This is a genomic window from Pseudomonas sp. GW821-FHT07B01, from assembly GCF_059419065.1.
Genome location: NZ_JBWKRA010000001.1, coordinates 490321 through 515128 on the forward strand (window position 1 = coordinate 490321; position 24808 = coordinate 515128).

Annotated in this window: 25 protein-coding genes; 2 read left to right on the forward strand and 23 right to left on the reverse strand. The window is 60.7% G+C overall.

Annotated features, from left to right (window positions below; genetic code table 11):
* The 18 genes from AC07S6_RS02280 to AC07S6_RS02365 form a co-directional block, all read right to left on the reverse strand.
* The gene (locus AC07S6_RS02280; protein ID WP_495111583.1) at window positions 1-1002 is read right to left on the reverse strand and encodes an ADP-ribosylglycohydrolase family protein; all 1002 of its coding nucleotides are present in this window, start codon (window positions 1000-1002) and stop codon (window positions 1-3) included.
* Complete coding sequence (locus tag AC07S6_RS02285; RefSeq protein WP_057976379.1) at window positions 999-1712, reverse strand: GntR family transcriptional regulator; 714 nt, start codon at window positions 1710-1712, stop codon at window positions 999-1001. Before AC07S6_RS02285 ends, AC07S6_RS02280 begins: the two co-directional genes overlap by 4 nt.
* Window positions 1713-1782: 70 nt before the next feature.
* Window positions 1783-2343, reverse strand: coding sequence for a DUF1285 domain-containing protein (locus tag AC07S6_RS02290; RefSeq protein WP_495111584.1), 561 nt, complete (start codon window positions 2341-2343; stop codon window positions 1783-1785).
* A gap of 16 nt (window positions 2344-2359) precedes the next feature.
* Window positions 2360-2965 carry a DUF4823 domain-containing protein gene (locus tag AC07S6_RS02295; protein WP_034128431.1) on the reverse strand — a complete coding sequence of 202 codons (606 nt, stop codon included), beginning with the start codon at window positions 2963-2965 and terminating at the stop codon, window positions 2360-2362.
* Between the two features lie 344 nt (window positions 2966-3309).
* On the reverse strand, window positions 3310-4278 hold the full coding sequence (locus tag AC07S6_RS02300) for a GTP 3',8-cyclase MoaA (RefSeq protein ID WP_019817203.1): 969 nt from the start codon (window positions 4276-4278) through the stop codon (window positions 3310-3312).
* A gap of 139 nt (window positions 4279-4417) precedes the next feature.
* Window positions 4418-5083, reverse strand: coding sequence for a TetR/AcrR family transcriptional regulator (locus AC07S6_RS02305; protein WP_003189287.1), 666 nt, complete (start codon window positions 5081-5083; stop codon window positions 4418-4420).
* Between the two features lie 445 nt (window positions 5084-5528).
* The gene (locus AC07S6_RS02310) at window positions 5529-6314 is read right to left on the reverse strand and encodes a TatD family hydrolase (RefSeq protein WP_057976383.1); all 786 of its coding nucleotides are present in this window, start codon (window positions 6312-6314) and stop codon (window positions 5529-5531) included.
* 62 nt (window positions 6315-6376) lie between these two features.
* Entirely contained in the window at window positions 6377-7366 is a 990-nt protein-coding gene (locus AC07S6_RS02315) for a DNA polymerase III subunit delta' (RefSeq protein WP_034128434.1), read from the reverse strand.
* Entirely contained in the window at window positions 7359-7991 is a 633-nt protein-coding gene (tmk, locus tag AC07S6_RS02320) for a dTMP kinase (RefSeq protein WP_495111585.1), read from the reverse strand. The genes AC07S6_RS02315 and tmk overlap by 8 nt, the downstream gene beginning before the upstream one ends.
* A gap of 19 nt (window positions 7992-8010) precedes the next feature.
* Window positions 8011-9147: an endolytic transglycosylase MltG gene (gene mltG / locus AC07S6_RS02325; RefSeq protein ID WP_495111586.1), complete on the reverse strand. Its 1137-nt coding sequence runs from the start codon at window positions 9145-9147 to the stop codon at window positions 8011-8013.
* Window position 9148: 1 nt separating this feature from the next.
* On the reverse strand, window positions 9149-9964 hold the full coding sequence (pabC, locus tag AC07S6_RS02330; protein ID WP_197882725.1) for an aminodeoxychorismate lyase: 816 nt from the start codon (window positions 9962-9964) through the stop codon (window positions 9149-9151).
* Window positions 9964-11208 carry a beta-ketoacyl-ACP synthase II gene (gene fabF, locus AC07S6_RS02335; RefSeq protein ID WP_034128438.1) on the reverse strand — a complete coding sequence of 415 codons (1245 nt, stop codon included), beginning with the start codon at window positions 11206-11208 and terminating at the stop codon, window positions 9964-9966. Before fabF ends, pabC begins: the two co-directional genes overlap by 1 nt.
* Window positions 11209-11318: 110 nt before the next feature.
* Complete coding sequence (gene acpP / locus AC07S6_RS02340; RefSeq protein WP_003175607.1) at window positions 11319-11555, reverse strand: acyl carrier protein; 237 nt, start codon at window positions 11553-11555, stop codon at window positions 11319-11321.
* A gap of 191 nt (window positions 11556-11746) precedes the next feature.
* A complete protein-coding gene (gene fabG, locus AC07S6_RS02345; protein ID WP_003189275.1) occupies window positions 11747-12490 on the reverse strand; it encodes a 3-oxoacyl-ACP reductase FabG in 744 nt (247 codons plus the stop codon).
* A 24-nt stretch (window positions 12491-12514) separates the two neighbouring features.
* The gene (gene fabD, locus AC07S6_RS02350; RefSeq protein WP_014719563.1) at window positions 12515-13453 is read right to left on the reverse strand and encodes an ACP S-malonyltransferase; all 939 of its coding nucleotides are present in this window, start codon (window positions 13451-13453) and stop codon (window positions 12515-12517) included.
* A gap of 126 nt (window positions 13454-13579) precedes the next feature.
* On the reverse strand, window positions 13580-14590 hold the full coding sequence (gene plsX, locus AC07S6_RS02355) for a phosphate acyltransferase PlsX (protein ID WP_084479911.1): 1011 nt from the start codon (window positions 14588-14590) through the stop codon (window positions 13580-13582).
* Between the two features lie 4 nt (window positions 14591-14594).
* The gene (gene rpmF / locus AC07S6_RS02360; protein ID WP_003179396.1) at window positions 14595-14777 is read right to left on the reverse strand and encodes a 50S ribosomal protein L32; all 183 of its coding nucleotides are present in this window, start codon (window positions 14775-14777) and stop codon (window positions 14595-14597) included.
* A 13-nt stretch (window positions 14778-14790) separates the two neighbouring features.
* Window positions 14791-15321, reverse strand: a complete 531-nt coding sequence (locus AC07S6_RS02365) for a YceD family protein (protein WP_003175611.1) — start codon at window positions 15319-15321, stop codon at window positions 14791-14793.
* A 105-nt stretch (window positions 15322-15426) separates the two neighbouring features.
* Here AC07S6_RS02365 and AC07S6_RS02370 point away from each other — a divergent pair, with 105 nt between their 5' ends.
* On the forward strand, window positions 15427-16005 hold the full coding sequence (locus tag AC07S6_RS02370; protein ID WP_072448780.1) for a Maf family protein: 579 nt from the start codon (window positions 15427-15429) through the stop codon (window positions 16003-16005).
* A gap of 131 nt (window positions 16006-16136) precedes the next feature.
* Here AC07S6_RS02370 and AC07S6_RS02375 read toward each other — a convergent pair whose 3' ends face one another.
* From AC07S6_RS02375 to rluC, 3 genes are read right to left on the reverse strand one after another with little or no spacing between them, the layout of a single operon-like run.
* On the reverse strand, window positions 16137-17120 hold the full coding sequence (locus tag AC07S6_RS02375) for a S49 family peptidase (protein ID WP_014719566.1): 984 nt from the start codon (window positions 17118-17120) through the stop codon (window positions 16137-16139).
* Between the two features lie 21 nt (window positions 17121-17141).
* Window positions 17142-17804, reverse strand: a complete 663-nt coding sequence (locus AC07S6_RS02380; protein WP_495111587.1) for an HAD-IA family hydrolase — start codon at window positions 17802-17804, stop codon at window positions 17142-17144.
* A complete protein-coding gene (gene rluC, locus AC07S6_RS02385; protein ID WP_034128444.1) occupies window positions 17791-18750 on the reverse strand; it encodes a 23S rRNA pseudouridine(955/2504/2580) synthase RluC in 960 nt (319 codons plus the stop codon). Before rluC ends, AC07S6_RS02380 begins: the two co-directional genes overlap by 14 nt.
* A 757-nt stretch (window positions 18751-19507) precedes the next feature.
* Here rluC and rne point away from each other — a divergent pair.
* Window positions 19508-22666, forward strand: a complete 3159-nt coding sequence (gene rne, locus AC07S6_RS02390) for a ribonuclease E (protein WP_495111588.1) — start codon at window positions 19508-19510, stop codon at window positions 22664-22666.
* Between the two features lie 557 nt (window positions 22667-23223).
* Here rne and AC07S6_RS02395 read toward each other — a convergent pair.
* Window positions 23224-23808 (reverse strand): nucleotidyltransferase family protein, encoded by a 585-nt coding sequence (locus AC07S6_RS02395; RefSeq protein WP_495111589.1) that lies wholly within the window; start codon window positions 23806-23808, stop codon window positions 23224-23226.
* Entirely contained in the window at window positions 23805-24791 is a 987-nt protein-coding gene (locus AC07S6_RS02400) for an XdhC family protein (protein WP_495111590.1), read from the reverse strand. Before AC07S6_RS02400 ends, AC07S6_RS02395 begins: the two co-directional genes overlap by 4 nt.
* Between the last annotated feature and the right edge of the window lie 17 nt (window positions 24792-24808).

Sequence of the window (24808 nt, forward strand, 5' to 3'; positions counted from 1 at the left end):
TTATCGCAAGGCCAACAACCCTTGGACCAAGGGTTGCACATCCAATCCATTGACCCGCTTGACCTGTTCAACCAACGCCTCAGGCCAGCACTGCATGCCCAGGCACGCCCCCAGCATGGCGCCGAGGATCGCGGCAATGGTGTCGGTGTCGCCGCCAAGGCTGGCCGCCAGGCACAGGGCTTCGAAGGCATTCATATCACCTGACGCCACTTGCTGGGCCAAGGCAAACGAGACCACCACCGATTCCTGGGAAGCGACCGAAGTACCGATCAACTCGTAAAGCAGGTCGGCAAACAACGCTTTGTCGCCGCTGCCGACGCTCAAGGTGCGAGCCCAACTGATGCGGGTAGAAATGCGTCCGCCCGCGATCCAGTGACCATGGCTTTCGGCCTGGCGGGCAATCTGGGTGCCGATATTCAGGGCTTCCCCCAGGTCCACGCCATTGATGCCTGCCGAGACCACCGCCGCCACGGCCGCAGCGCTGGAAATACCCAGGCTGGTGTTATGGGTGACCTGGCACGCCTGGATCACCGCCTGGACAAACCGCCCCGGGTCGCCAACATCGGCGGCGATGCCCACCGGAGTGATGCGCATGGCCGCGCCATTGGTAGTGCCGTAGCGCCCGGATTCCTCCGGAGTATGACCGGCGAGGATCATGTCGATCGCGCGTTTGGTGGACGGCCCGAGCAAGTCCTGAGAACCCTTGGCGCGCATCCCCGCTTCCCAGTCGATCAGGCGCTGGGCAAGCACGGCGGGCTCGATCTGGCCCTGGCCTTGCACCAGTAACTCGGCAACCAGGATGGCTTGTTCGGTGTCATCGGTGATGGAACCGGCAGGCATATTGGGCGCAATGGGCTGGTCCGCGTCGGCGTCTTCCAAGGCGGTGATAGCACCGAAGCGCTTTTGTACCTGCTCGCGGCTCAAGGATTGGGTGGGCATGCCCAAGGCATCGCCCAGGGCCAGGCCATAAAAGGCGCCAAGTGCGCGATTTTTTCGGGTCATTTCGACGCTCCAAACTGCAGGTGCAGGCGAAAGTGCAACGGGTCAAGCAGGCTTTCGACATGCTCCATGAAACGCTCGCGACGATCATAGGTGGTGCGTGACGCCTTGAGAAATACCGTACCGCTGGGGCGCCCGAGTAATTCGGCGTCTTCATCGCTCAGGGGTTCAGCACCGATCCACTGGTCGCCGTCGGCCCCGACGTAGCCGTAGGCGGCCAGGGTGATGGTCAGGGAATTATCGATCAGCCCAATGTGGGGCAGGTTTTCCAGATCGCCAACGGCCGGCATCAACGAGCGTTCCAGCGACACCGCTGTACCGTCAGCCGTGCGCCGGAGGCGGTCGAGGGTAATGAACTGGTCGGTGCCGAAACGGCTGAACAGATCCGGGCGCGTCACGGCTTCGAAACGCAGGACGTCGGTGCTTACTTGGGCGCCCGTATCGGCCAAGGCCTGGGCCCAACCGCTGCGTTGGTCCAACACCATGCCGTCAAAGGTGACAATCGAACCGACGCCGCTCTGGGTGGCGATGTAGTTGCGACGCTTGAGCTCGGCCAGCGCCTCGCGCAGCGTGCCCCGGCTGACCGCAAACTCCTCGGCCAGTTGGTGCTCGCCCGGCAATAGAAAGCCGTCGGCCATGACTCCACCTTCGATACGGCGGATGAGTTCATCGACGACGCGTTTTTTCTTATCAAATCGAACATGTCTAATCATGTACAAATTGATAACCGAAAGCGCGCGTTTACCGCAAGAGGATTATTTCAGGCTGAAGACAAAAACCGCCTCAGGGCTCCAGGCCGATGGGGAAAAACTCCCCGCTGCTCCAGACGCCAAGCCAATTCTGACCGTTGATCGGACGGCTCACCGCCAGCTCCACCAACTGGTAAAAAACGTTGCGATGCACGAGGGCTTCGAGGTTGGTGCGAACGCGCACATAGGGGGCGGGTTCCTGGGTGATGGGGTCGGTGACCACCCGCAGCGGGTGTTCGAGGCCTGCCTCGACCTGTTCGTCGACGTTGGTGGTAAAGCACAACACCTGGCTTTCGCCCTGCCCTTGCACTTGCAGGGTCACTGCGACAAACGGCGCATCATCAACGCGGATGCCGACCTTCTCCACGGGCGTCACCAGGAAATAATCATCGCCATCGCGGCGGATGATGTTGGAGAACAACTTGACCATCGGCTGTCGCCCGATAGGTGTGCCCTGGTAGAACCAGGTGCCATCGCGGGCGATGCGCATGTCGATGTTGCCGCAGAAATCCGGGTTCCACAGATGCACCGGTGCCGGCCCCTTGCCCTTGGGCAGTTGGGCCAATAAATCATTGGCCTTGGCGGAATCGGTCATGGCGGGCTCCTCTGTCTTACTGATCACTCATACCCAGCAAACCGCGGGCATATTGCGCCAGGGGGCGAGCGATCAAATCTTGTGGCGATGTGTCGTGGAACGTCAGTAAACCGCCACGACTGCGAATACGTGCAGTATCAATCAAATACTGGGTGCTGGTCTCGATCAACATGACTTGGATCACCCCGCTGTCCAGGCCAAGGCGGTCCAGGGCTTGCTGGTCGGTCCACTCGTCGGCGTTGCCGATACGGTCATCGGCTGCCGCAAAACGGCAATACAGCAGGTAGTGAGCACCGACGGCACGGGCTTCGGCCATGGCCTGTTCAAGACCTTCGGGCTGGCGGGCGCGACGCACCATAGGGAAATATTCAACGAAGCCATTGAAGGCTTCCTCGGCCACCACATTGGGCCGCGGGTAGGCGCTGCCCGGCGGCACGAAGGCGCCCTGGGCGATAAACACAAAGGAGTCCGGCTGTATGCGCACCGAGGCAGTACGGCGCGTATCGCTGTGATCGAGCAGTCCGGCATCGCTCATCTGATAGCGGGTGCCTTCGGCCATATCACTGACGGTCATGCAACCACCCAGGGCCAATGACGCCAGCAGCAAAACCAGACTACGCATTCTAATCCTCCAGAGGCCGGTGACAGGAAACCGGCGAATGGGGCGTGGGATGCAGGTTCTACGCCAGTTCGAGCAGCGCATGACAAATGTGGGGCTTGCCTGCGATGCGCATAGGTATCGACACAACGTCGGTACGACGCTGGAACTGTGGCGAGGGAGCTTGCTCCCGTGACGACCTGCCAACCAACGCTGATCTACCTGACACACCACGATCCAAATGTGGGAGCTGGCTTGCCTGCGATGACGGCCTGACAGGTGGCTATAACCTAGAAAGTTGTAAGGATCTTTAAGCATCGCAGGCGAGCCAGCTCTCACCACTGATGTGCAACCGAATTGAAACGGGATCAGCCGCCGATGATCTTCATAATCGTGGCACCGCCCGAAAACGCAACTTCCTGCTTGTCGGCCAAGGCCTTCATCAACAAGCCCTGCAACGCCGGCAACGCCTGGTGACGCGGTTGATCGAGCAAGTCACCGACATAATGGCGATTGCTGGACGACAGGCAGCCATGCAGCCAACCAGTAGAGGACAACCGCAACCGCGAACAGGTGCGGCAGAACGGTACGCTCTCGTTGGCGATCACACCGAAGAAGCCTTTGCCCGGCACTTCGTAGCGTACCGCCGTCGCATCGACGGGTGCGTTGGCTTGCAGGTATTCATGTTGCTCGCCGATCAAGCTGAGCAGCTGTTGCAAGCTGACAAACTGTTGCAGGAACGCGTTGGAGTCTTTGGCCAAGTGCCCCATGCGCATCAGTTCGATAAAGCGCAGCTCGTAGCCACGCGCCAGGCAGTAATCGAGCAGCGGCATCACCTGGTCCAGGTTCTGGCCGCGCAACGGCACCATGTTGACCTTGATCTTGATTCCGGCAGCACTGGCCTGGTCCATGCCATCGAGCACGGTGGCCAGGTCGCCGCCACGGGCGATGCTGCGGAAAGCGTCGGCATCCAGCGTGTCGAGGGAGACATTGATGCGCCGAATACCGGCTGCCACCAGCAACGGCAGTTTACGCGCCAGCAGTTGGCCATTGGTGGTCAGGCTGATGTCGCTCAGGCCCATCTGCCCTACCGCCCCCATGAAGGCTTCCAACTTGGGGCTGACCAACGGCTCACCGCCGGTAATGCGCAAGCGCTCGATACCCGCCGCTTCGATCAGGTAAGCCACGCCTCGGGCCATGGCCTCGGCCGACAGTTCATCCTGGGCAGCCACCAACCGCTTGCCGTCAGGCACGCAATAGGTACACGCATAATTGCAGGCTGAAGTCAGGCTGATCCGCAAATTGCGAAAACGCCTGCCTTGACGATCAACGATCATGGATCACTCCGGCAGAGGATAATTCGGGCGCGCTAAAAGCTGACTCATAACTCAGCTTTTAGCAAGGTCCTTGCCTGAGTATATTCCTGGGTTACTGCGCCTGGCAGTAAATCGTTGCGCCATCACTGTGGCGAATGACTTACGTGGCAGGGGTTTCGCCGCTCTTCTCGGCGCCCGGCAGTTCAGGGCTGTGCTTGCGCTTGTTGCCCATGCGCACGCCGATGTCCATCAGGAACTGGAAGAAACCTTCCTGGTCTTCCAGCACATTGCTCCAGAACGGCGAGTGGTACAGCGCCACAGCGCCATGCACCAAGGCCCAGGCGGCGCAGTAGTGGAAATACGGTGGCACGTCTTCAAGCTTGCCTTCGCTGATACGCCCCTTGATCAGCAGGGTCAGGCGTTCGAAGTTCGAGGCGCGGATCTTGTGCAGCTCCTCGACCATCTCCGGCACCTGGTGACCTTTGACCACCTTCTCTTCCAGGCGGTCGAACAGGCGGTAGCGCTGCGGATCACGCATGCGGAACTCGAAGTAAGCGCGGGACAGGGCTTCCTTGTCTTTGTCGACATCCGCCGAATGCAGCAACTCGTTCAAATCACGCTCGTAGTCGAGCATCAGGCGCAGGTAGATTTCGGCCTTGGACTTGAAGTGTTTGTAGATCGTGCCTTTGCCGATACCCACGGCATCCGCAATCATCTCGACGGTGACGCTGTCTTCACCTTGTTCGAGGAACAGCTTGAGCGCGGTGTCGAGAATTTCCTGCTCACGGCGGCGAAATTCACGGACCTTACGGGGTTCTTTGTGCATGAGGAAGAGTCTGCAAAGGTCGGAAATAGGGAGGGTTGCGCAGGGCCATGGATACGTGGCGATACGATTTACCCGGTGCGAGGGATTATCCCGACTGAACGGTCGTTGGGCAATGTCTATGTGAACCCGTCAGGCACATAACTTTCAATGCGCCAACGATTTCGCCGTTATCAGTCAGAAATAATACGCAACACCTGAACCTGCCCATCAGCCCACTGAGAACTCAAGCGAAGGCCGCGTATTCCAAATCTGTTTAAAAAACGATCAATCACGACTGGACTGAATAGGATAGTGGTCAATACTTCAACTGTCGGCGCGACATCTCCCCCAAGTGACGCGTCGACCTGGGTACCGACGGACTGCGTGCCCTTGTTTTACTCCTAATGGTCTTAGCCCGGATTCACCCCCCAGAACCCGGGTTTTTTTTGCCTGGAATTCGGCCGCCCTAACCGGCTACGTGGGCCAGCGGGAACAGGCGCTTGAAGTTCTCGGTAGTCTGCTCGGCAAAGCGTTCGTACGATTCGCCGCGCAGCATCGCCAGGTAATCAGCCACGTCACGTACATATTCGGGCAAGTTCGGTTTGCCGCGATGGGGGATGGGCGCCAGGTACGGCGAGTCGGTTTCCACCAGCAGGCGGTCGGCGGGCACCTGGCGGGCCACATCGCGCAGCGCGTCGGCATTGCGGAAGGTGACGATGCCCGACAGGGAAATATAGAACCCCAGTTCCAGGGCCGCCTTGGCCATGTCCCAGTCTTCGGTAAAGCAATGCAACACGCCAGCCTGCGGCAACGCGGCTTCACGCAGCAAAGCCAGGGTATCGGCACGGGCGCCTCGGGTGTGGACGATCACCGGCTTGCCCGTCTGCCGGGCGGCTTGCAGGTGCAGGCGGAACGAGGCCTGTTGCAACTCGGCAGCTTCAGGCTCGTAGTGATAGTCCAGGCCGGTTTCGCCAATGGCCACCACTCGCGGATGGTTGAGTTCGCCTAGTAGCCAGTCCAGAGCCGGCGCTTCGCCTGGCTTGAGGTCCAGCGGGTGAATGCCCACCGAGCAATCGACGTCGGCGTAGCGATCAGCCAGGGCTTTGACGTCGGCGGCGTTGTCGGCGCTGACGCCAATGCACAGGAAGTGCCCCACCCCACGCTGGCGGGCAGCTTCAAGGGCGGCGTCGAGGGAGCCGCCGTGCTGGGCAAGGTCGAGGCGATCAAGGTGGCAATGGGAATCTACGAGCATAGGAATCTGAGCTTAAGTCACACAAGAGGTAGGGCCAACGATACACCCGTCAGCCAAGGAATTTAACGGCGCCCGAGCAGGCCGACCCACTGCACCAGCAATGCCTCGAGCAACAGCACGCGGTTGAGGTTGGCCTTGCCGAGGACTTTCTGGCGCTGGGCGAGGATCCAGTCCTGGATGTTCAGCACTTTGTCCTGGGCACTTTTTTGCGCCAGGTATTGCACGACCTTGCGCATATCCGCCAAGCCCAGGCCGTTCTCATCCTGGGTGAGCTGGTAGCGCAGGATCAGGCTGGACCAGTCGCAGAACCAGTCGAACAACAGCAACAGCGGAATATCCTTCCAGGCGCTTTCGGCCAGTTGCGTGGCGGACAATTCCTGCTTGAGCAGTTTCTTCACGCCATCCACGACCAGTGCACGCTGTTCGCGCACGCCCTGTGCCTGCAGCTTCACTGCCGCCAAAGGCGAACCGGCCGCCAGGGTCAGCAACTCGCCTCGTTCTTCTGCGCTGCATTCCGGCAACGCCTGCGCCAGCCATTGCAGGCTCATGGCCTCGCTGGGCAATGGGCAAGCCTGCTGCACGCAACGGCTGCGAATGGTAGGCAACAAGCGGCTGGACTGGTGGCTCACCAGCAACAGCACGGTATCGCCGGACGGCTCTTCAAGGCTTTTGAGCAAGGCGTTGGCCGCGTTGATGTTCATCGCCTCGACCGGTTCGATCAGCACCACTTTGCGCCCGCCCATCTGCGCGGTCTGCACCACGAAGCTCACCAGGTCGCGCACTTGGTCGACCTTGATGGCCTTGTCCGCTTCCTCGGGCTCCAGCACATAGTTGTCCGGGTGACTGCCAGCCTTGAGCAACAGGCAGGACTTGCACTCGCCACATGCCTCCAGATTGACCGGGCGTTGGCACAACAGGCTGCCCATCAGGCGCTCGGCGAGGTGGCGTTTACCGATGCCCACCGGCCCATGCAGCAGATAGGCGTGGGCGTGCTGGGCGCGCCCCGCCAGTTGCTGCCAGAGGCCGTCCTGCCACGGGTAGGACTCAGCCACGGCTACGCTCCAACAGGGTGGGCAGCAGCGCGTCGATAGCCTGTTGCACCTGACTCAGCGGCTGGGCGGCGTCCAATAGGTAATAACGTGTGGGCTCAGCCTTGGCGCGCTGCAGGAAAGCGCTGCGCACTGCATCAAAGAAGGCCTGGCCTTCCAACTCGAAGCGATCCAGACGACCTCGCGCACTGGCGCGGGCCATGCCCACTTCCACCGGCAGGTCGAACAACAGGGTCAGGTCGGGGCGCAGATCGCCTTGCACGAAGGTTTCCAGGGTGGCGATGCGCTCCAGGGACAAACCCCGCCCGCCACCCTGGTAGGCGTAGGTGGAATCGGTAAACCGGTCGCAGATCACCACGGCACCCCGCGCCAGGGCCGGGCGAATCACTTCGGCCAGGTGCTGGGCACGGGCGGCAAACATCAGGAGCAACTCGGTGTCCGGATTCATCGGCTCGTCACCCGGGGTCAGCAGGACTTCACGGATGCGCTCAGCCAAAGGCGTGCCGCCCGGCTCACGGGTCAGCACCACCTCAATGCCCTGCGCACGCAGGCGCTCGGCCAGGTAGTCACGGTTAGTGCTTTTGCCGGCGCCTTCCGGGCCTTCCAGGGTAATAAACAAGCCAGTCACAGGCAGTCCTTAGTCAGAGTCATTGCGGGCTTTGCGGCGCGGTAGTGTCCGGCGCGGGCTCGATCGGAGCGTCGGGGGTAGGCGCATCGCTGGAAGGTGCCGAATCTTCAGGCGGTTTCACCACCGGTGCCGGGCTGGAACGGTAATCGGCACGGCGCTTGAGTTGGAACTCACGCACGGCGGCATTATGCGCATCCAGGTCATCCGAGAATATATGGCTACCATCGCCACGGGCGACGAAATACAGGCTGCTGCCCGGTACCGGGTTCAGTGCTGCATGGATCGCCTCGCGACCGACCATCGCGATGGGCGTGGGCGGCAGGCCAGCAACCATGTAGGTGTTGTAGGGGTTGGCTTCCTTGAGGTGGGCGCGGGTCAATTTACCGTTGTAGCGCTCACCCAGGCCGTAGATCACGGTGGGGTCGGTCTGCAGCAGCATGCCGATCTTCAGGCGACGCACAAACACACCGGCAATCTGCCCGCGCTCCTGAGGCACACCGGTCTCCTTTTCTACCAGCGACGCCATTATCAGTGCTTGGTAAGGGTCGGTGTAGGGCGCGTCGGCGGCACGCTTGCTCCACTCCTGGGCGAGTACATCGTCCAGGCGGTTGTAGGCTTTTTTCAGGAACTCGACATCCGTCATGCCGCGGACAAAACGGTAGGTGTCGGGGAAGAACCGCCCTTCAGGAAACACACCTGGGTGGCCGAGCTTATCCATCACTTCGCTGTCAGTCAGGCCCGCGAGGGTCTGCACGATCTTTTCATGCTTGGCCAGGGCGGTGCGCACCTGACGGAAATTCCAGCCCTCCACCAAGGTCAGGCTGTACTGCACCACTTCGCCGCGCTGCCACAGGCCGATCAAACCCTCGGCGGTAAGGCCCGGGCTCATGCGGTACTCGCCGCTGTGCAGTGGCTGGCCTTCGAGGTTGAAGCGCCAGTACAGGCGCAACCAGAATGCATCGTCGAGCACGCCGTCGGCTTCCAGACGATTGAAGGTGCCCGTCGGCGTAGCGCCAGCGGGTACGTCGAGCAACTGCTCCTGAGGCAGCTTCAGGGGCTGCTTGAGGGCAGAGTCGAGTTTCCAGGCAGAAAAGCCCACGAGCAAAGCCGCCGAGATCAGGCTGATCTGCAGCAGTAACACCAGTTTTCGTATCAACTCAAATATCCAATAGCGCGCGAACAATGCCCTGCAGTTTACGGGTGAGCGGCCCAACCGGCCAGCTCATCGCAGCGCAGCCTCGCACCGGCCAAATGCCATAAACGCTGTTGCAGACGAAGACTTCATCGGCCTGTTGCAACTGCTCCACACTGATGTCGGCCACGGCCACCGGGACGCCCAGCGCTTGTGCCTGGGCCAGCACTTCGGCGCGCATTACGCCCGCAACGCCACAACGGCTCAGATCAGCGGTTAGTAACAAGCCGTTGCTCACCAGGAAAAGATTGCTGAATATGCCTTCGATCACCCGGCCAGACATATCCAGCATCAGGCCTTCGGCATGCTCGGTATCTTGCCATTCGGCACGCGCGATCACCTGTTCCAGGCGATTGAGGTGCTTGATACCGGCCAGTAACGGCTGCTGCGCCAAGCGCGTGGCACACGCGAACAGGCGCACGCCTTCGACTTCATGGATGGGCGGGTAAACAGCGGGCGCGCTGCCCTGCAAGATGCGGCGCACCGGGGCGCCAGGGTTGATGCCGTAACCGCGCAAGCTGTCGCCACGGGTGAGGATCAATTTGAGAATACCGTCGCCAAGGGCGGCGGCGAAGCTCAGCACTTCGTGGCGAATCAACCCGTGATCCACCACCAATGCCAAACGCCTGCAACCCTCTTCCAGGCGTTGCAGGTGACGGTCGAGCAGCAACGGCTGCCCGGCCTTGACGGCGATGGTCTCGAACACCCCATCGCCATAGGCCAGGCCGCGATCTTTCAGGGGCACGCTGTCCGCTGGCTGACCGTCGACCCAGCTGTGCATCACTCGGCGAACCGGCGGAACACCAGGGAACCGTTGGTGCCACCGAAACCGAACGAGTTGGAAATCGCCACGTCGATCGGCATGGGCTGCGCTTCGTGGGGCACGAAGTTCAGGTCGCAGCCTTCGTCCGGCTCATCAAGGTTGATAGTCGGCGGAGCGACCTGATCCCTGATTGCCATCACACTGAAGATCGCCTCGACCGCGCCCGCCGCACCCAACAGGTGGCCGGTCATGGACTTGGTGGAGCTGACCGCCAGCTTATAGGCGTGCTCGCCGAACACCGACTTGATGGCCTCTGCTTCCGCCAGGTCGCCGGTCGGGGTCGAAGTGCCATGGGCGTTGATGTACTGCACCTGGTTGGGGTTGACCTTCGCATCGCGCAGGGCATTGGTGATGCAACGCGCAGCACCCGCTCCGTCGGACGGCGGTGAAGTCATGTGGTAAGCGTCGCCGCTCATGCCAAACCCGATCAATTCGGCGTAGATAGTGGCACCACGCGCCTTGGCGTGCTCCAACTCTTCGAGCACCAGCGCACCGGCACCGTCGGAGAGCACAAAGCCGTCACGGCCCTTGTCCCACGGACGGCTGGCACGGGTCGGCTCGTCGTTGCGGGTCGACAGCGCACGGGACGCGCCGAAGCCGCCCATGCCCAGGCCGCACGCGGCCATTTCGGCGCCGCCGGCGATCATCACGTCGGCTTCGTCGTAGGCAATGTTGCGTGCCGCCATGCCAATGCAGTGGGTACCTGTGGTACACGCCGTGGCGATTGCGTAGTTCGGTCCCTGTGCACCCAGATGAATGGACAGGAAGCCGGAAATCATATTGATGATCGAGCCCGGTACGAAGAACGGTGAAATTCGACGTGGGCCAGTCTCATGCAAGGTGCGGCTGGTTTCTTCGATATTGGTCAGACCGCCAATACCTGAACCCATGGCCACGCCGATGCGGTCACGGTTGGCGTCGGTGACTTCCAGGCCGGCGTTACGCACAGCCTGAAACCCGGCAGCCAGGCCGTACTGAATGAACAGGTCGAGCTTGCGGGATTCTTTGATCGAGAGATATTCCTCGACATTGAAGCCCTTTACCGAGCCGCCAAAACGGGTGGAATAGGCAGAAAGGTCCGTGTGTTCGATCAGACCAATACCACTGCGGCCAGCCAGAATGCCCTGCCAACTGCTCGGCACATCCGTACCCAGTGGCGACAACATACCCATACCGGTGACTACGACGCGTCTACGCGACACAGCACTCTCCTTTTTCTAATGACGACACTTTTCATCGCCGCTAAAGAAAAAACCGCACGCCTTTACAGCAGTGCGGTTTTTCCCTGACAGCAAGCGACGACTACAAACTATTACGCCTGGTGGCTAGTAACGTAGTCGATGGCAGCTTGAACAGTAGTGATTTTTTCAGCTTCTTCGTCCGGGATTTCGGTCTCGAATTCCTCTTCCAGAGCCATCACCAGCTCAACGGTGTCAAGGGAATCGGCACCCAGGTCTTCTACGAAGGAAGCAGTGTTGACCACTTCTTCTTCCTTAACGCCCAGTTGCTCGGCGACGATTTTCTTGACGCGCTCTTCGATGGTGCTCATACCTTGTTTAACTCCTAATGGACAAATTCAGGCAGCTGGCCAGTGGGTAAGTGTATAGAAAGCCATTTCAGCTTTTCAACTGAAAGCTTCACCCTGTACCCGGTCGGCCACCTGCCTATAAATTAAGTTGCAGCTTTATAACGGATTTTAGACAGCTCGTATGACATTTTTTTGAAGCGATCCGTCACAATTTAACTCATGTACATCCCGCCGTTAACCGGGATTGTAGCCCCAGTCACGTATGCCGCACCGTCAGATGCCAGGAAAGTGACCACATTCGCGATCTCTTGGGCCTGGCCCAGACGGCCCAGCGGAATCTGCGTCAGCAAGGCTTCGCGCTGTGCTTCCGGCAGTTCGCGGGTCATATCGGTGTCGATGAACCCAGGGGCCACCGAGTTGACCGTAATGGACCGCGAGCCGACTTCACGCGCCAGTGCGCGGCTGAAACCTTCCAGGCCGGCCTTGGCAGAGGCATAGTTTACTTGGCCTGCGTTGCCCATGGCACCCACTACGGAGCCAATATTGATAATTCGGCCCCAACGCGCCTTGGTCATGCCGCGCAAAACGCCCTTGGACAGGCGAAACAGACTGTTCAGGTTGGTATCGACCACGTCGTACCACTCGTCGTCTTTCATGCGCATCATCAGGTTGTCACGGGTGATCCCGGCGTTGTTCACCAGGATAGCCGGTGCACCGAACTGAGCAGTGATCTGGGCCAGTACGGCAGCCACGGACTCATCGCTGGTCACATTCAGTTCAAGACCGGTACCTTGCACGCCGTTTTCCTTCAGGGTCGCGGCGATACGCTCGGCGCCCGAGGCGGAGGTGGCGGTGCCGATCACAACGGCGCCCTGACGGCCCAGCTCCAGGGCGATCGCCTGGCCAATGCCACGGCTTGCGCCGGTAACCAGTGCAACTTTACCTTGCAGACTCATGCAGGCTTCTCCTAAGTACGGGAATCAGGCCAGTGCCGCGCGAGCGGCAGCGAAGGCTTCTGGGGTATTGAGGTTGGCGGTCGACACACCGTCGGCGCAGCGCTTGTTCAAGCCGGCCAGGACTTTACCCGGGCCGCACTCGACCAGCTCGGTGGCACCGTTGGCGGCCAGGGTCTGGACCGATTCAACCCAGCGCACTGGCTTGTACAGTTGCTCCAGCAGGTCGCGCTTGAGGGTGTCGAGGTCGGCGGCCACGGCCGCACTGACGTTCTGCACCAGCGGGATCTGCGGCGCTTGCCAGTTGATGGCAGCGATAGACTCGGCAAACCGCTCTGCCGCCGGGCGCATCAGCTCACAGTGGGACGGTACGCTCACCGGCAATGGCAGGGCACGCTTGGCGCCACGGGCCTTGCAACCCTCGATGGCACGCTCGACAGCTGCCTTGGCGCCGGCGATCACCACCTGGCCTGGGGAGTTGAAGTTCACCGCGCTGACCACTTCGCCTTGCGCCGCTTCGGCGCAGGCCTCGATCACCACCGCGTCGTCCAGGCCCAGGATAGCGGCCATGCCGCCCTGCCCGGCCGGAACGGCTTCTTGCATCAGTTGACCACGACGCTCGACCAGCTTGACCGCTTCAGCCAAGGTCAGGCTGCCCGCGGCCACCAGGGCGCTGTATTCGCCCAGGCTGTGCCCCGCGACGAAGGCAGGGCGCGCGCCGCCTTCTGCCAACCACAAGCGCCACAGGGCGATCGAGGCGGTCAGGATGGCCGGCTGGGTTTTATCGGTTTGGTTGAGCAGCGCTTCCGGCCCTTGCTGGGTCAGTGCCCACAGGTCGTAACCCAGGGCGTCAGAAGCTTCCTTGAAGGTGTCCAGGATCAGCGGGTATTGCGCGCCCAGCTCGGCCAACATGCCGAGGGACTGCGAACCCTGCCCTGGAAAGACGAATGCGAGGGATGTAGACATGTAACAAGCCCCTAATGATCTGGTCGTCAAAAATGCTCGCGCCTACGGTGGGCGCGAACGAAACTGACAGATTGGATGGTCAATTGAACTGGCCGGTCACATTTAAGCACTCCCGGGCCAATTCGCCTAAGGCAACAGATCCTCGAGACGGCCGTGCAAGCGTTGCGGCAGGTTCTCTTGAATCTCGATCAAGGCCCGTGCAATTGCACTTTGAAAGCCCAGCACACCGGCCGAGCCATGGCTTTTTACCACAATGCCCTGCAAGCCAAGAAAGCTTGCACCGTTGTGCCGGGCTGGCGCCAGGTCAGCCTGCAAGCGTCGCATCAGGGGCAGCGCCAAGGCCCCCACCATACGTGACGCCAGGTTGCGCTTGAACAAAGCTTCGATACGCGTAGCAATCATGGTTGCCAGGCCTTCGCTGGATTTGAGCAGGATATTACCGACAAAGCCGTCGCACACCACCACATCAGCTTCACCACGGTACAAACCATCACCCTCAACAAAGCCGATGTAGTTCAAGCCCCGCGCGCTTTGTAGCAAGGTGGCGGCAAGCTTGACTTGCTGGTTGCCCTTGATGTCCTCGGTACCGATATTCAGCAGGGCAACCCTGGGTCGGGCCACGCCCAGCGCTTCGGCGGCCACCGAGCCCATTACGGCGAACTGCAGCAGGTGCTCGGCGCTGCAATCAACATTGGCGCCCAGGTCCAGCAGCTGGCAATAGCCTTTCTGCGTAGGGATCGCCGCCACCATCGCCGGCCGATCAATACCTGGCAAGGTTTTGAGCACATGCCGCGACAAGGCCATCAACGCGCCGGTATTACCAGCACTGACACAGGCTTGCACCTTGCCATCACGCAATAGCTCAAGGGCCACCCGCATTGAAGAATCGGGCTTGCCACGCAGGGCAACCGCCGGCTTTTCATCCATGCTGATGGTTTCGCTGGCTGGCGTAATCGTCAGGCGCGCGCGATCCACCGCCGGATGGCTGGCAATCAGTTCTTCAAGTAGGGAGGGTTGACCGACGAGGGTCAGGTGCAGCGAGGGCGTGGCAGACAGGCTGGCAATGCAGGCCTGAACAATGCTGCGGGGACCGAAGTCCCCGCCCATTGCGTCAATCGCGATGACTTGAGCAGACAAGTGATTACTCGTCAGCGCCCTTGTCGATCACTTTACGGCCACGGTATACGCCTTCTGGCGATACGTGGTGACGCAGGTGAACTTCACCAGTGGTCTTTTCCACGGACAGGGTGCTAGCCTCGAGAGCGTCGTGCGAACGGCGCATGTCACGGGCGGAGCGGGATTTTTTGTTCTGCTGAACAGCCATAATTGATTAACTCCTAAACGTTTGGGTCACGCTTTAACTGCGCCAATACACTGAACGGGTTGGACCGCGTTACCTCGTCCTCGCTCGGCTCGGCCTCGTCATCGAGACCCTCCGGCTGCTGGCATTCTTCCGGATGATGAGCAGGCACAATGGGCAAGGCGAGCAAAAGCTCCTCCTCGATCAGTGCATGCAGATCCAATGGATCTTCGCCCAGTTCCAGCACGTCATAACCTTTCGGCAACGACTGGGTATTCGCACCCTCTTTCACCACAGCATAACTGCATTCGCTGTGGATCGGCAGGGTGACCAGCTCAAGACAACGCTGGCAAACCATTTTGACTTCGGTGTCGATAACGCTGTGGATTACCACAGATTTACGTTCATCTCGTTCAAAAACGAATTTCGCCTGCACCGTACCGACAGTGTCGGAAAGCGGGTCGCAGAGTCTCTCCAAATCGGCCAGCAGCACTTCACCTTGAAGGGTGGTGCCACGATCAGCCAATTTGCGCGGGTCAACGTGAGGTGGAATCGGGTCATTCAACATAGGCGCAGCATTATAGGGATGCACCCGGCCATGTCAAAGGAAATTCAGCCCTGTGCGTCAGCCGGTCACGTCGATAGAATCGGCGACTGCCTTGAGGAGACGTATATGCTGCCTTTATTACTCGCGTCCAGCTCGGTTTATCGCCGGGAATTACTGAGCCGCCTGCACCTGCCGTTCACCTGCAGCTCGCCGGATATCGACGAAAGCCACCGCCCGGATGAATCCGCCATCGAACTGGTCAAGCGCCTGGCCGAACAAAAGGCCCGCGCCCTCGCCACCAGCCATCCTGGCCATTTAATCATTGGCTCGGATCAGGTCGCCGCACTGGAAGGCCGGATCATCGGCAAGCCGCACACCTTCGAAAATGCTCGCGAGCAACTGCTTGCTGCCAGCGGCAAGCGAGTGAGCTTCCTCACGGGCCTGGCACTGCTCAACAGCGAAACCGGGCACTGCCAGGTCGACTGCGTGACGTTTACCGTACACATGCGCGAACTGGATGCAGAACGTATCGAGCGCTATCTGCGGATCGAGCAGCCTTATGACTGTGCGGGCAGCTTCAAAGCAGAAGGGCTCGGTGTGAGCTTGTTCCGGAGCACCGAGGGACCGGACGCGACCAGCCTGGTTGGGCTGCCACTGATTCGACTGGTGGACATGCTGCTGACCGAAGGCGTACAGATCCCTTGAAACCTTCGTAAAGCAATGTGGGAGCTGGCTTGCCTGCGATAGCGATGTACCAGGCGACACTTATATCGACTGATCCATCGCTATCGCGGGCAAGCCCGCTCCCACAGTTGATCTACACCTAGCTTGGAATTTCAGCGCAGGGACGGCCCCTGGAAGCCCATGTACAGCGCCAATTTCTCCGCCACACTGGCACCGAGTTTCTTGGAGAAGCGATCAAACGGCGATTCCTCAACCGTAAAATCCACCAACTCCTTCTCGCCAATCACATCCCGCGCCACCGAGCTGGCACTGCCCAAGCCGTCAATCAGGCCCAGCGGCAATGCCTGCTCGCCCGACCAGACCAGGCCGGAGAACAGCTCCGGATGCTCCTTATCCTTCAACCGGTCACCACGGCCCTGCTTGACGCTGGCAATGAACTGACGATGGGTAGTGTCGAGCACGCCTTGCCAGAACGCGGTTTCATCCGCCTTCTGCGGTTGGAAAGGATCGAGGAACGACTTATGCTCGCCCGAGGTGTAGGTGCGACGCTCCACCCCCAACTTCTCCATGGCCCCCACAAAACCGTAACCGGCCGCCGTGACACCAATAGAGCCCACCAGGCTGGCCTTGTCGGCATAGATCTGGTCTGCGGCGCTGGCAATGTAATAGGCACCCGAGGCACCCAGGTCGGAGATCACGGCATAGAGCTTGGTATCCGGATGCAAGGTGCGCAGACGACGAATTTCGTCATACACATAACCCGACTGCACCGGGCTACCGCCTGGGCTATTGATGCGCAGGACCACGCCTTTGACCTTGGGGTCCTCAAACGCCGCGCGCAGGCTGGTGACGATATTGTCGGCACTGGCGGGCTCCTTGTCGGCAATCACGCCGCGCACCTCGATCAAGGCAGTGTAATGACTGCCACGGGCGGCGCTCTTTTCCATGTCCATCAGCGGACTGAACAGCGCCAGCATCCCAAGCAGGTATACAAAGGTCAGCAGCTTGAAGAAAATCCCCCAGCGCCGCGAACGTCGCTGCTCCTGGACGCTGGCCAGGAGGGTCTTCTCCAAAAGCTTCCAGCTTTTATCATCACTGCTCTGTGCCTTTTCAGGCGCCTTCCACTCGTCACTCATGCCATTAACCCCAGCAAAGACTTACAGGGCCCGGCTGAGCCAGGCCTGCAGTTCAGAAAAATGATCAATCGTCAGCCTCGGCTCGTATTGCTGCAACGCCTCGGCAGACTGGGCGCCATAGCTGACAGCGACGCTGTCCATGCCCGCATTGCGTGCCATCATCAGGTCGAAAGACGCATCACCCACCATCAATGCCTCGCGTGGCGTTACGCCACAGTGCGCAAGGATCTGCTCCAGCATCAAGGGATGAGGCTTGCTGGCGGTTTCATCCGCAGCACGGGTGATATCAAAGTAATCTTCCCAGCCGTGAGCCTTGAGCACACGGTCCAGGCCGCGACGAGCCTTGCCGGTGGCGACCGCCAGGTGATAGCCCTCGGCACGAAACGCTTGCAGCGATTGCACCACGCCTTCAAACAGCGGCGAAGGCGTAGCTTCCAGCGCAATGTAGTGGTCGGCGTAGTGCTCGCGAAACACTACCAACTCGGCGTCGCTGATGTCGGGGTACAGGGTGCGAATGGCTTCAGGCAAACCCAGGCCGATAATGCCCTTCACCGCCAGGTCCGTGCACAACTCAAAGCCCGAGCGGGTCGACGCCATGTGCATGGACTCGACGATGCGGCCAATGGAATTGGCCAGCGTCCCGTCCCAATCGAAGATCAGCAGCTTGTAGTCAAGGTGCGACACTCAAACGCTCCACGGTCTTGGCCCACATTTCATCGACCGGCGCCTGCAATTTCAGCTCGCCGCCATCGGGTAGCGGCACGGTGAGCATGTAGGCGTGCAGGAACAGGCGCTTGCCGCCCAGGTCGCGAATTTCCTTGGAGAAATCTTCGTCGCCGTACTTGGTGTCGCCCGCAATGCAGTGGCCCGCATGCAGGGTGTGCACACGAATCTGGTGAGTGCGGCCAGTGACCGGCTTGGCCTCGACCATCGTGGCGAAGTCACCGAAGCGACGCAGCACCTTGAACAGGGTCAGGGCCTCTTTGCCCTCCTCGTCCACTTCGACCATGCGCTCGCCGGAGCGCAGATTGCTCTTCTGCAGCGGCGCACGCACGCTCTTGATCGAGCTGGCCCAGTTACCGCGCACCAGCGCCATATAGCGTTTGTCCACACCATCACCACGCAAGGCGGTGTGCAAGTGGCGCAACATGCTGCGCTTCTTGGCGATCATCAACAGGCCGGAGGTGTCACGGTCCAGGCGATGCACCAGTTCCAGTTCCTTGGCATCCGGGCGCAACTGACGAAAGGCTTCGATCACGCCGAAGTTCAAGCCACTGCCACCATGAACCGCAATGCCACAGGGCTTGTTGATCACGATCAGCTTGTTGTCTTCGAACACGATCGACGCTTCCAGGCGCTGCAACAACCCCTGGGCCAGCGGTACCGGTTCGTCGCGTTCAGGCACGCGCACTGGCGGCACACGGACGATATCGCCCGCCTGCAGCTTGTACTCAGGCTTGATGCGCCCCTTGTTCACGCGCACTTCGCCTTTACGCAAAATGCGATAAATCAAGGTCTTGGGCACGCCTTTGAGCCTGGCCAAAAGAAAGTTGTCGATGCGTTGGCCGGCATATTCCGGCGAGACCTCAAGCAGCTGGACGCTGGGGGTCGGGGGGGTGGTAGTCGTCATGGCGGCGATGATAACAATTTTTTATGGAATTGAAGCACTTAATCATTACTGCTATAGTCGCGAACGCCGCCAAAAGCGGCCTGGACAGAGGACATGCGGCAAACTGCCGGCCCTGACCATCGCAATTCATCAGGACGCGAGGCCGTCCTACGGGGCTTTCGCCACCCAGGAAGGCTCAAGATTGTAACAAGCGCAGGTGACATGAGGCCTGAAGCGAGTGCAGAAAGCAGAGTGAATACTCGCCTTTTGCGCCGATATTTACGGCCAGTTCACAAAGTGCAGTCAGTTTTGAGCCAGACCATGGCGAATGCTTCGGAAACAACGCCTGTTAAGAGCTGAGTGAGAGCGCAACCGCCCACACCTAGTCTTGTTTAGCCATGAGCGTGGACTCCCCATTGGAGAACACGGTAAATGCCAACCCGCTGCGGATTCTGCGCGCGGCAGCACCCGAATTATCAGGGATACGTGTAGGGTGGAGATGCACAACCGTCGGACTGTGTAGCACTAGGCTTGTTTTAGACGCTTCATCTCGTCCACAGTCGCCGGTTGATTCCTCCTCCTGACCTTAGCTTTTGTTGAAGTGGTGCCTTTGTCACCACCGCTAACGAGCAGGACGCGTCCGTCGCGATACCGGCCCAATTGGCCGATTTTGCTGGACACTGGAGTGGCCAACCACTCTTGACGCACCTGACACCGACCGTGAGAAGTCGTGTGTGCCGAACGCCGTTTCCGGCAGCCCGGAAACCGACGGTACAACATGAAAAGAATGCTGATTAACGCAACTCAACCCGAAGAGTTGCGTGTTGCACTGGTAGATGGCCAACGCCTCTACGACCTGGACATCGAATCCGGTGCACGCGAGCAGAAAAAGGCCAACATCTATAAAGGCCGTATCACTCGCATCGAACCAAGCCTTGAGGCTGCCTTTGTCGATTTCGGCTCCGAGCGCCACGGCTTCCTGCCCCTCAAAGAAATCTCCCGCGAATACTTCAAGAAAGCCCCTGAAGGCCGCGTGAACATCAAGGACGTCCTGAGCGAAGGCCAGGAAGTCATCGTCCAGGTCGAAAAAGAAGAACGTGGCAACAAGGGCGCAGCCCTGACCACCTTCATCAGCCTCGCCGGTCGTTACCTGGTGCTGATGCCGAACAACCCACGTGCCGGCGGTATTTCCCGTCGCATCGAAGGCGAAGAGCGTAACGAACTGCGTGAAGCGCTGAACGGCCTGATCGCACCGGCCGACATGGGCCTGATCGTTCGCACTGCAGGCCTTGGCCGCAGCAGCGAAGAAATGCAGTGGGACCTCGACTACCTGCTGCAGTTGTGGACCGCTATCAAAGAAGCGTCCCTGGATCGTTCCGCGCCGTTCCTGATCTACCAGGAAAGCAACGTAATCATCCGCGCCATCCGCGATTACCTGCGCCAGGACATCGGCGAAGTGCTGATCGACAGCGTTGAAGCTCAGGACGAAGCCCTGACTTTCATCCGCCAGGTAATGCCGCAGTACGCCAGCAAGATCAAGCTGTACGAAGACAGCGTTCCGCTGTTCAACCGTTTCCAGATCGAAAGCCAGATCGAGACCGCTTTCCAGCGCGTGGTCGAGCTGCCTTCCGGCGGCTCCATCGTGATCGACCCGACCGAAGCCCTGGTGTCCATCGACATCAACTCGGCACGTGCGACCAAAGGCAGCGACATCGAAGAAACCGCCCTGCAGACCAACCTGGAAGCGGCTGAAGAAATCGCCCGCCAGCTGCGCCTGCGTGACATCGGCGGCCTGATCGTGATCGACTTCATCGACATGACCCCTGCCAAGAACCAGCGCGCCGTGGAAGAGAAAGTCCGCGAGTGCCTGGAAGCTGACCGCGCTCGCGTGCAAGTCGGCCGCATCTCGCGCTTCGGCCTGCTGGAAATGTCGCGTCAGCGCCTGCGTCCATCCCTGGGCGAGAGCAGCGGCATCGTCTGCCCGCGTTGCAACGGCACAGGCATCATCCGTGACGTTGAATCGCTGTCCCTGGCGATCCTGCGCCTGATCGAAGAAGAAGCCCTGAAAGACCGTACCGCCGAAGTTCGCGCCCAAGTGCCGATTCCGGTTGCCGCCTTTCTGCTCAATGAAAAACGCAACTCGATCACCAAGATCGAACTGCGCACCCGTGCCCGTATCGTCATCCTGCCGAACGATCACCTCGAAACGCCGCACTTCGAAGTACAGCGCCTGCGTGACGACAGCCCGGAAGCCCATAGCGGGCAGTCCAGCTATGAAATCGCCGCGGCTGCCGCCGAAGTCGAAGAAGTCCAGCCAGCCGCTGCGACTCGCACCCTGGTTCGCCAGGAAGCCGCGGTGAAGACTGCACCGGCCCGTGCCAACGCACCGGTACCGACCGAAGCTGCCGCCCCGGTTGCCGCGCCGGCCGCCCTGCCTGAGCCGAGCCTGTTCAAGGGCCTGGTGAAGTCGCTGGTCAGCCTGTTCGCCACCAAGGAAGAGCCTGCTGCCCCGGTTGTGGTTGAAAAACCTGCCACCGAGCGCCCGGCGCGCAACGAAGAGCGTCGCAACGGTCGCCAGCAGAGCCGTAACCGCAACGGCCGCCGTGACGAAGAGCGCAAGCCTCGCGAAGAACGTGCCCCGCGTGAAGAACGCGCACCACGTGAAGAGCGTGCGCCTCGCGAAGCCCGCGAAGAAACCCCGACCGTCGCCCGTGAAGAACGTGCACCGCGTGAAGAGCGCGCCCCACGTACCCCACGCGCTCCACGTGAAGACCGCAAGCCACGTGGCGAGCGTGAAGAACGCGTGCGTGAACTGCGCGAGCCTCTGGACGCGGCACCTGCCGTTGCCGCTGCCGCAGCCGTTAGCACCGAAGAACGCCCGGCCCGCCAGCCGCGTGAAGAACGCGCACCACGCGAAGAGCGCCAACCGCGCCCGCCACGTGAAGAGCGTCAACCACGCGCCGAGCAAGCCGCTGCTGCCACCGAAGAAGAAGTACTGACCGGCGAAGAGCAGTTGCAGGAAGACGGCCAGGACAACGCCGAAGGCGATCGTCCACGCCGCCGCTCCCGCGGCCAGCGTCGTCGCAGCAACCGTCGTGAGCGTCAGCGTGATGCCAACGGCAACGTAATCGAAGGTTCGGAAGAAACCGGCGAGAACGCAGAAGCTGCCAACAACGAGCCAACAGGCGCCGAACTGGCTGCCGGTTTGGCCGTTACCGCTGCCGTTGCGAGCTCAGTCATCAGCGCACCTGCTGAAGCCCAGGCTCACGAGCAAGCCGAACGTGCTACCGCTGCCATCGAAGACACTGTTGCCGTAGAAGCGCCAGCCGCCGAAACCCCAGCGGTTGAAGCGCCGGTTGTTGAAGCGCCAGTCGTTGAAGCCACGACCCCTGTCGAAGCCCCAGTGGTTCCGGAAGTGGAAGTTGCCCCTGTTCGCGATGCACAGCCAGAAACCGACGTGGTTGCCGTTGAGCCAGCTCCATCGGTTGAGCCTCAGCCAGTATTCGAAGCGGCCGCGGAAGCTCCGGTGGTCGAAGAAGCTGCCCCGGCTGCGCGTGAAGTTCGCGAAGAACAGACCGCCTTCCAGTGGACCACCGAACCGGCTGCACCGGTTGAAGCGCCAGCGCCTGCCCCAGTGGTAGAAGAAGCACCGGCACCGGTTGCTGAAGTCGTCGCCGAGCCAGCCCAAGTAGTTGAGCCGACGCCGGTTGCTGAGCCTGCGCCCGTGGTTGAAGTTGAAGCCCCAGTGGTTGCCGAAGTGGCCGCCCCTGTGGTTGAAGCTGCACCTGCAAGCGCCCTCACCGAAAACGGCCGTGCGCCGAACGACCCGCGTGAAGTGCGTCGTCGCCGCAAGGAAGCCGAAGCTGCTGCAGCCGCAGCCAAGGCGGTAGAGCACGAGGCCCAGGAAGCAGAGCACGAGCCTAAACCCCTCGTCTGATTCCATAAGCCACTAAAAAGCCCCGCCTGAGTGATCAGGCGGGGCTTTTTCATGGCTGATTATCTCGACCTGGAATGCGATCACTGTGGGAGCTGGCTTGCCTGCGATAGCGTCGATTCAGCCAGCGTGGCGGTGACTGACACACCGCTATCGCAGCATAGGTATCTACACAACTTTGTGGGCTGTAACGGCAGACGGTAACCACGATGCGAAGCGAGTCGCTCTTGATCTGCTTTTGATCTTAGGCGCCCCGTCAAACCACGCTGGCCGGAATTCGACAGGGATTTGGGGGGTAAACCGGCAGGGATGCCGGTTTAGCCGCCGTCAGGGCGGAACCCTAAGTGGCCGTTACCGCAGGAATGGATATGTACACAATCCAACTGTGTTGACTGTCAGGCCGCTATCGCAGGCAAGCCAGCTACCACATTGGACGGTGGTGCGTCAGGTAGATAAGCGCCGGCTATCAGGCCGTTACGGGAGCAAGCTCCCTCGCCACAGGTCCAACGTCGGCTCTAAGTAGATACCTATGGCTATCGCAGGCAAGCCAACTGCCGCACTTAACCTGCAGTAAAACTCAACCGTTGCGGCACATCCACATCCCAAAGCACACCAGGATCATCTACCTGCACCTCTCGCACCTGAGTTTGTGCAAACAACGGCCTGGCCCCACGATCCCCACTCAGAGCCATCAGCGCCGGCCCAAACCTGTGATGGAAAGCCACCGGGTGCCCGTACTGCCCGGCAGATACCGGCACAGTGATGCCCTCCACGCTGGCAATCACCCGTTCGATACTCGATGACTGAATAAACGGCATATCCCCCAACACCACCAGCCACCCATCCGCTGCACCGCTGGCCTTGACCGCCGCCGCAATGCTGTCGCCCATACCGCTCGAATCCAGCAGTACAACCTGACAGCCATAAGCCTCTGCCAGGCGGATAACCTCCCCGCGCTCCGGCGACGTCACCAGCCAGCGCGTTACCACACGCTCAGGCAAGTTGCGCAACACCTGCTCGATGACCGGCCGGCTAACACCATCCAGCCCCACACACGCGGCGAGCAATTTGTCTTGATCAGCTCCAGCTTCGGCACGAAAACGACTGCCCTGCCCCGCCGCCAGCACAATCGCCGTCACCGTCACTCGGCCACCACTGCCATCGGTTTTTTTTGCATCGGTGCCACCCCGTTTTTGATCGCAACAATTTCCGCCATCAGCGATAGCGCAATTTCCGCCGGCGTATGGCTGCCGATGTGCAGGCCGATCGGCCCGTGCAAGCGCGCAATGGCCTCCGCCGACAGGCCCAGCGCGGCCAGGTTCTCCCGACGCTTCTGGGTATTGACCCGCGAACCCAGGGCGCCGATATAGAAGGCCGCGGAGTTCAGCGCCGTCAGCAACGCCATGTCATCCAGACGTGGATCGTGGGTCAGGCAGACAATAGCCGTGCGTTCATCGGTATGAATATTCAACACCGCCTCGTCGGGCATGCCCGGCACAAAGCGGCCATGCTGGTCTTCCCAGCCGTAGACGAACTCTTCGCGGGGGTCGCAGATCAGCACTTCGAAATCCAGCAGGCGCGCCATTTCCGCTACGTAGCGCGACAGCTGTCCGGCGCCGATCAACAGCAGGCGCCAGCGCGGGCCATAGATGGCGCGCAAGCGTTCGCCGTCGAAGCTCACCACGTCGGTCTTGCTGGCGGCGCTCAAGGTCACTTCGCCGGTGGCCAGGTTCAGCTCGCGAGCGACAATCTGATGATCTTCACAACGCGCCAGCAGCGTTTCGACCCAACCCCACTCTTCCACGCGCTCCTCGGTGAGCCGCAGGGTGCCGCCGCAGGGCAGGCCAAAACGCGCCGCCTCGTCGCGAGTGACGCCGTAGGTCACCAACTGCACGGGCGGGCCGTCAGCGGGTAAGCGGCCGTCCTGCAGGCGCGCGATCAAGTCATCCTCGATGCAACCGCCCGACACCGAGCCAATCACCACACCATCACCGCGCAGGGCCAGCATTGCGCCTGGCGGGCGCGGCGCGCTGCCCCAGGTTTGCACCACGCTGTACAACATCACGCGCTGCCCGGCGCGGCGCCATTGCAGCACGCTGCGCAGGACGTTCAGATCCACACTGTCCATCAGGCCTCCGGTAAGTA

What these genes read in the sequence shown, in the direction of transcription:
- pabC (WP_197882725.1), bottom strand. Translation starts at nt 9,964, where the DNA reads ATGCACAGCTGGGTCGACGGTCAGCCAGCGGACAGCGTGCCCCTGAAA.
- AC07S6_RS02400 (WP_495111590.1), bottom strand. Translation starts at nt 24,791, where the DNA reads ATGGACAGTGTGGATCTGAACGTCCTGCGCAGCGTGCTGCAATGGCGC.
- acpP (WP_003175607.1), bottom strand. Translation starts at nt 11,555, where the DNA reads ATGAGCACCATCGAAGAGCGCGTCAAGAAAATCGTCGCCGAGCAACTG.
- AC07S6_RS02285 (WP_057976379.1), bottom strand. Translation starts at nt 1,712, where the DNA reads ATGATTAGACATGTTCGATTTGATAAGAAAAAACGCGTCGTCGATGAA.
- AC07S6_RS02365 (WP_003175611.1), bottom strand. Translation starts at nt 15,321, where the DNA reads ATGTTGAATGACCCGATTCCACCTCACGTTGACCCGCGCAAATTGGCT.
- AC07S6_RS02310 (WP_057976383.1), bottom strand. Translation starts at nt 6,314, where the DNA reads ATGCTCGTAGATTCCCATTGCCACCTTGATCGCCTCGACCTTGCCCAG.
- rpmF (WP_003179396.1), bottom strand. Translation starts at nt 14,777, where the DNA reads ATGGCTGTTCAGCAGAACAAAAAATCCCGCTCCGCCCGTGACATGCGC.
- AC07S6_RS02305 (WP_003189287.1), bottom strand. Translation starts at nt 5,083, where the DNA reads ATGCACAAAGAACCCCGTAAGGTCCGTGAATTTCGCCGCCGTGAGCAG.
- AC07S6_RS02375 (WP_014719566.1), bottom strand. Translation starts at nt 17,120, where the DNA reads ATGAGTGACGAGTGGAAGGCGCCTGAAAAGGCACAGAGCAGTGATGAT.
- AC07S6_RS02370 (WP_072448780.1), top strand. Translation starts at nt 15,427, where the DNA reads ATGCTGCCTTTATTACTCGCGTCCAGCTCGGTTTATCGCCGGGAATTA.
- fabG (WP_003189275.1), bottom strand. Translation starts at nt 12,490, where the DNA reads ATGAGTCTGCAAGGTAAAGTTGCACTGGTTACCGGCGCAAGCCGTGGC.
- rluC (WP_034128444.1), bottom strand. Translation starts at nt 18,750, where the DNA reads ATGACGACTACCACCCCCCCGACCCCCAGCGTCCAGCTGCTTGAGGTC.
- AC07S6_RS02290 (WP_495111584.1), bottom strand. Translation starts at nt 2,343, where the DNA reads ATGACCGATTCCGCCAAGGCCAATGATTTATTGGCCCAACTGCCCAAG.
- AC07S6_RS02295 (WP_034128431.1), bottom strand. Translation starts at nt 2,965, where the DNA reads ATGCGTAGTCTGGTTTTGCTGCTGGCGTCATTGGCCCTGGGTGGTTGC.
- rne (WP_495111588.1), top strand. Translation starts at nt 19,508, where the DNA reads ATGAAAAGAATGCTGATTAACGCAACTCAACCCGAAGAGTTGCGTGTT.
- AC07S6_RS02280 (WP_495111583.1), bottom strand. Translation starts at nt 1,002, where the DNA reads ATGACCCGAAAAAATCGCGCACTTGGCGCCTTTTATGGCCTGGCCCTG.
- AC07S6_RS02300 (WP_019817203.1), bottom strand. Translation starts at nt 4,278, where the DNA reads ATGATCGTTGATCGTCAAGGCAGGCGTTTTCGCAATTTGCGGATCAGC.
- fabD (WP_014719563.1), bottom strand. Translation starts at nt 13,453, where the DNA reads ATGTCTACATCCCTCGCATTCGTCTTTCCAGGGCAGGGTTCGCAGTCC.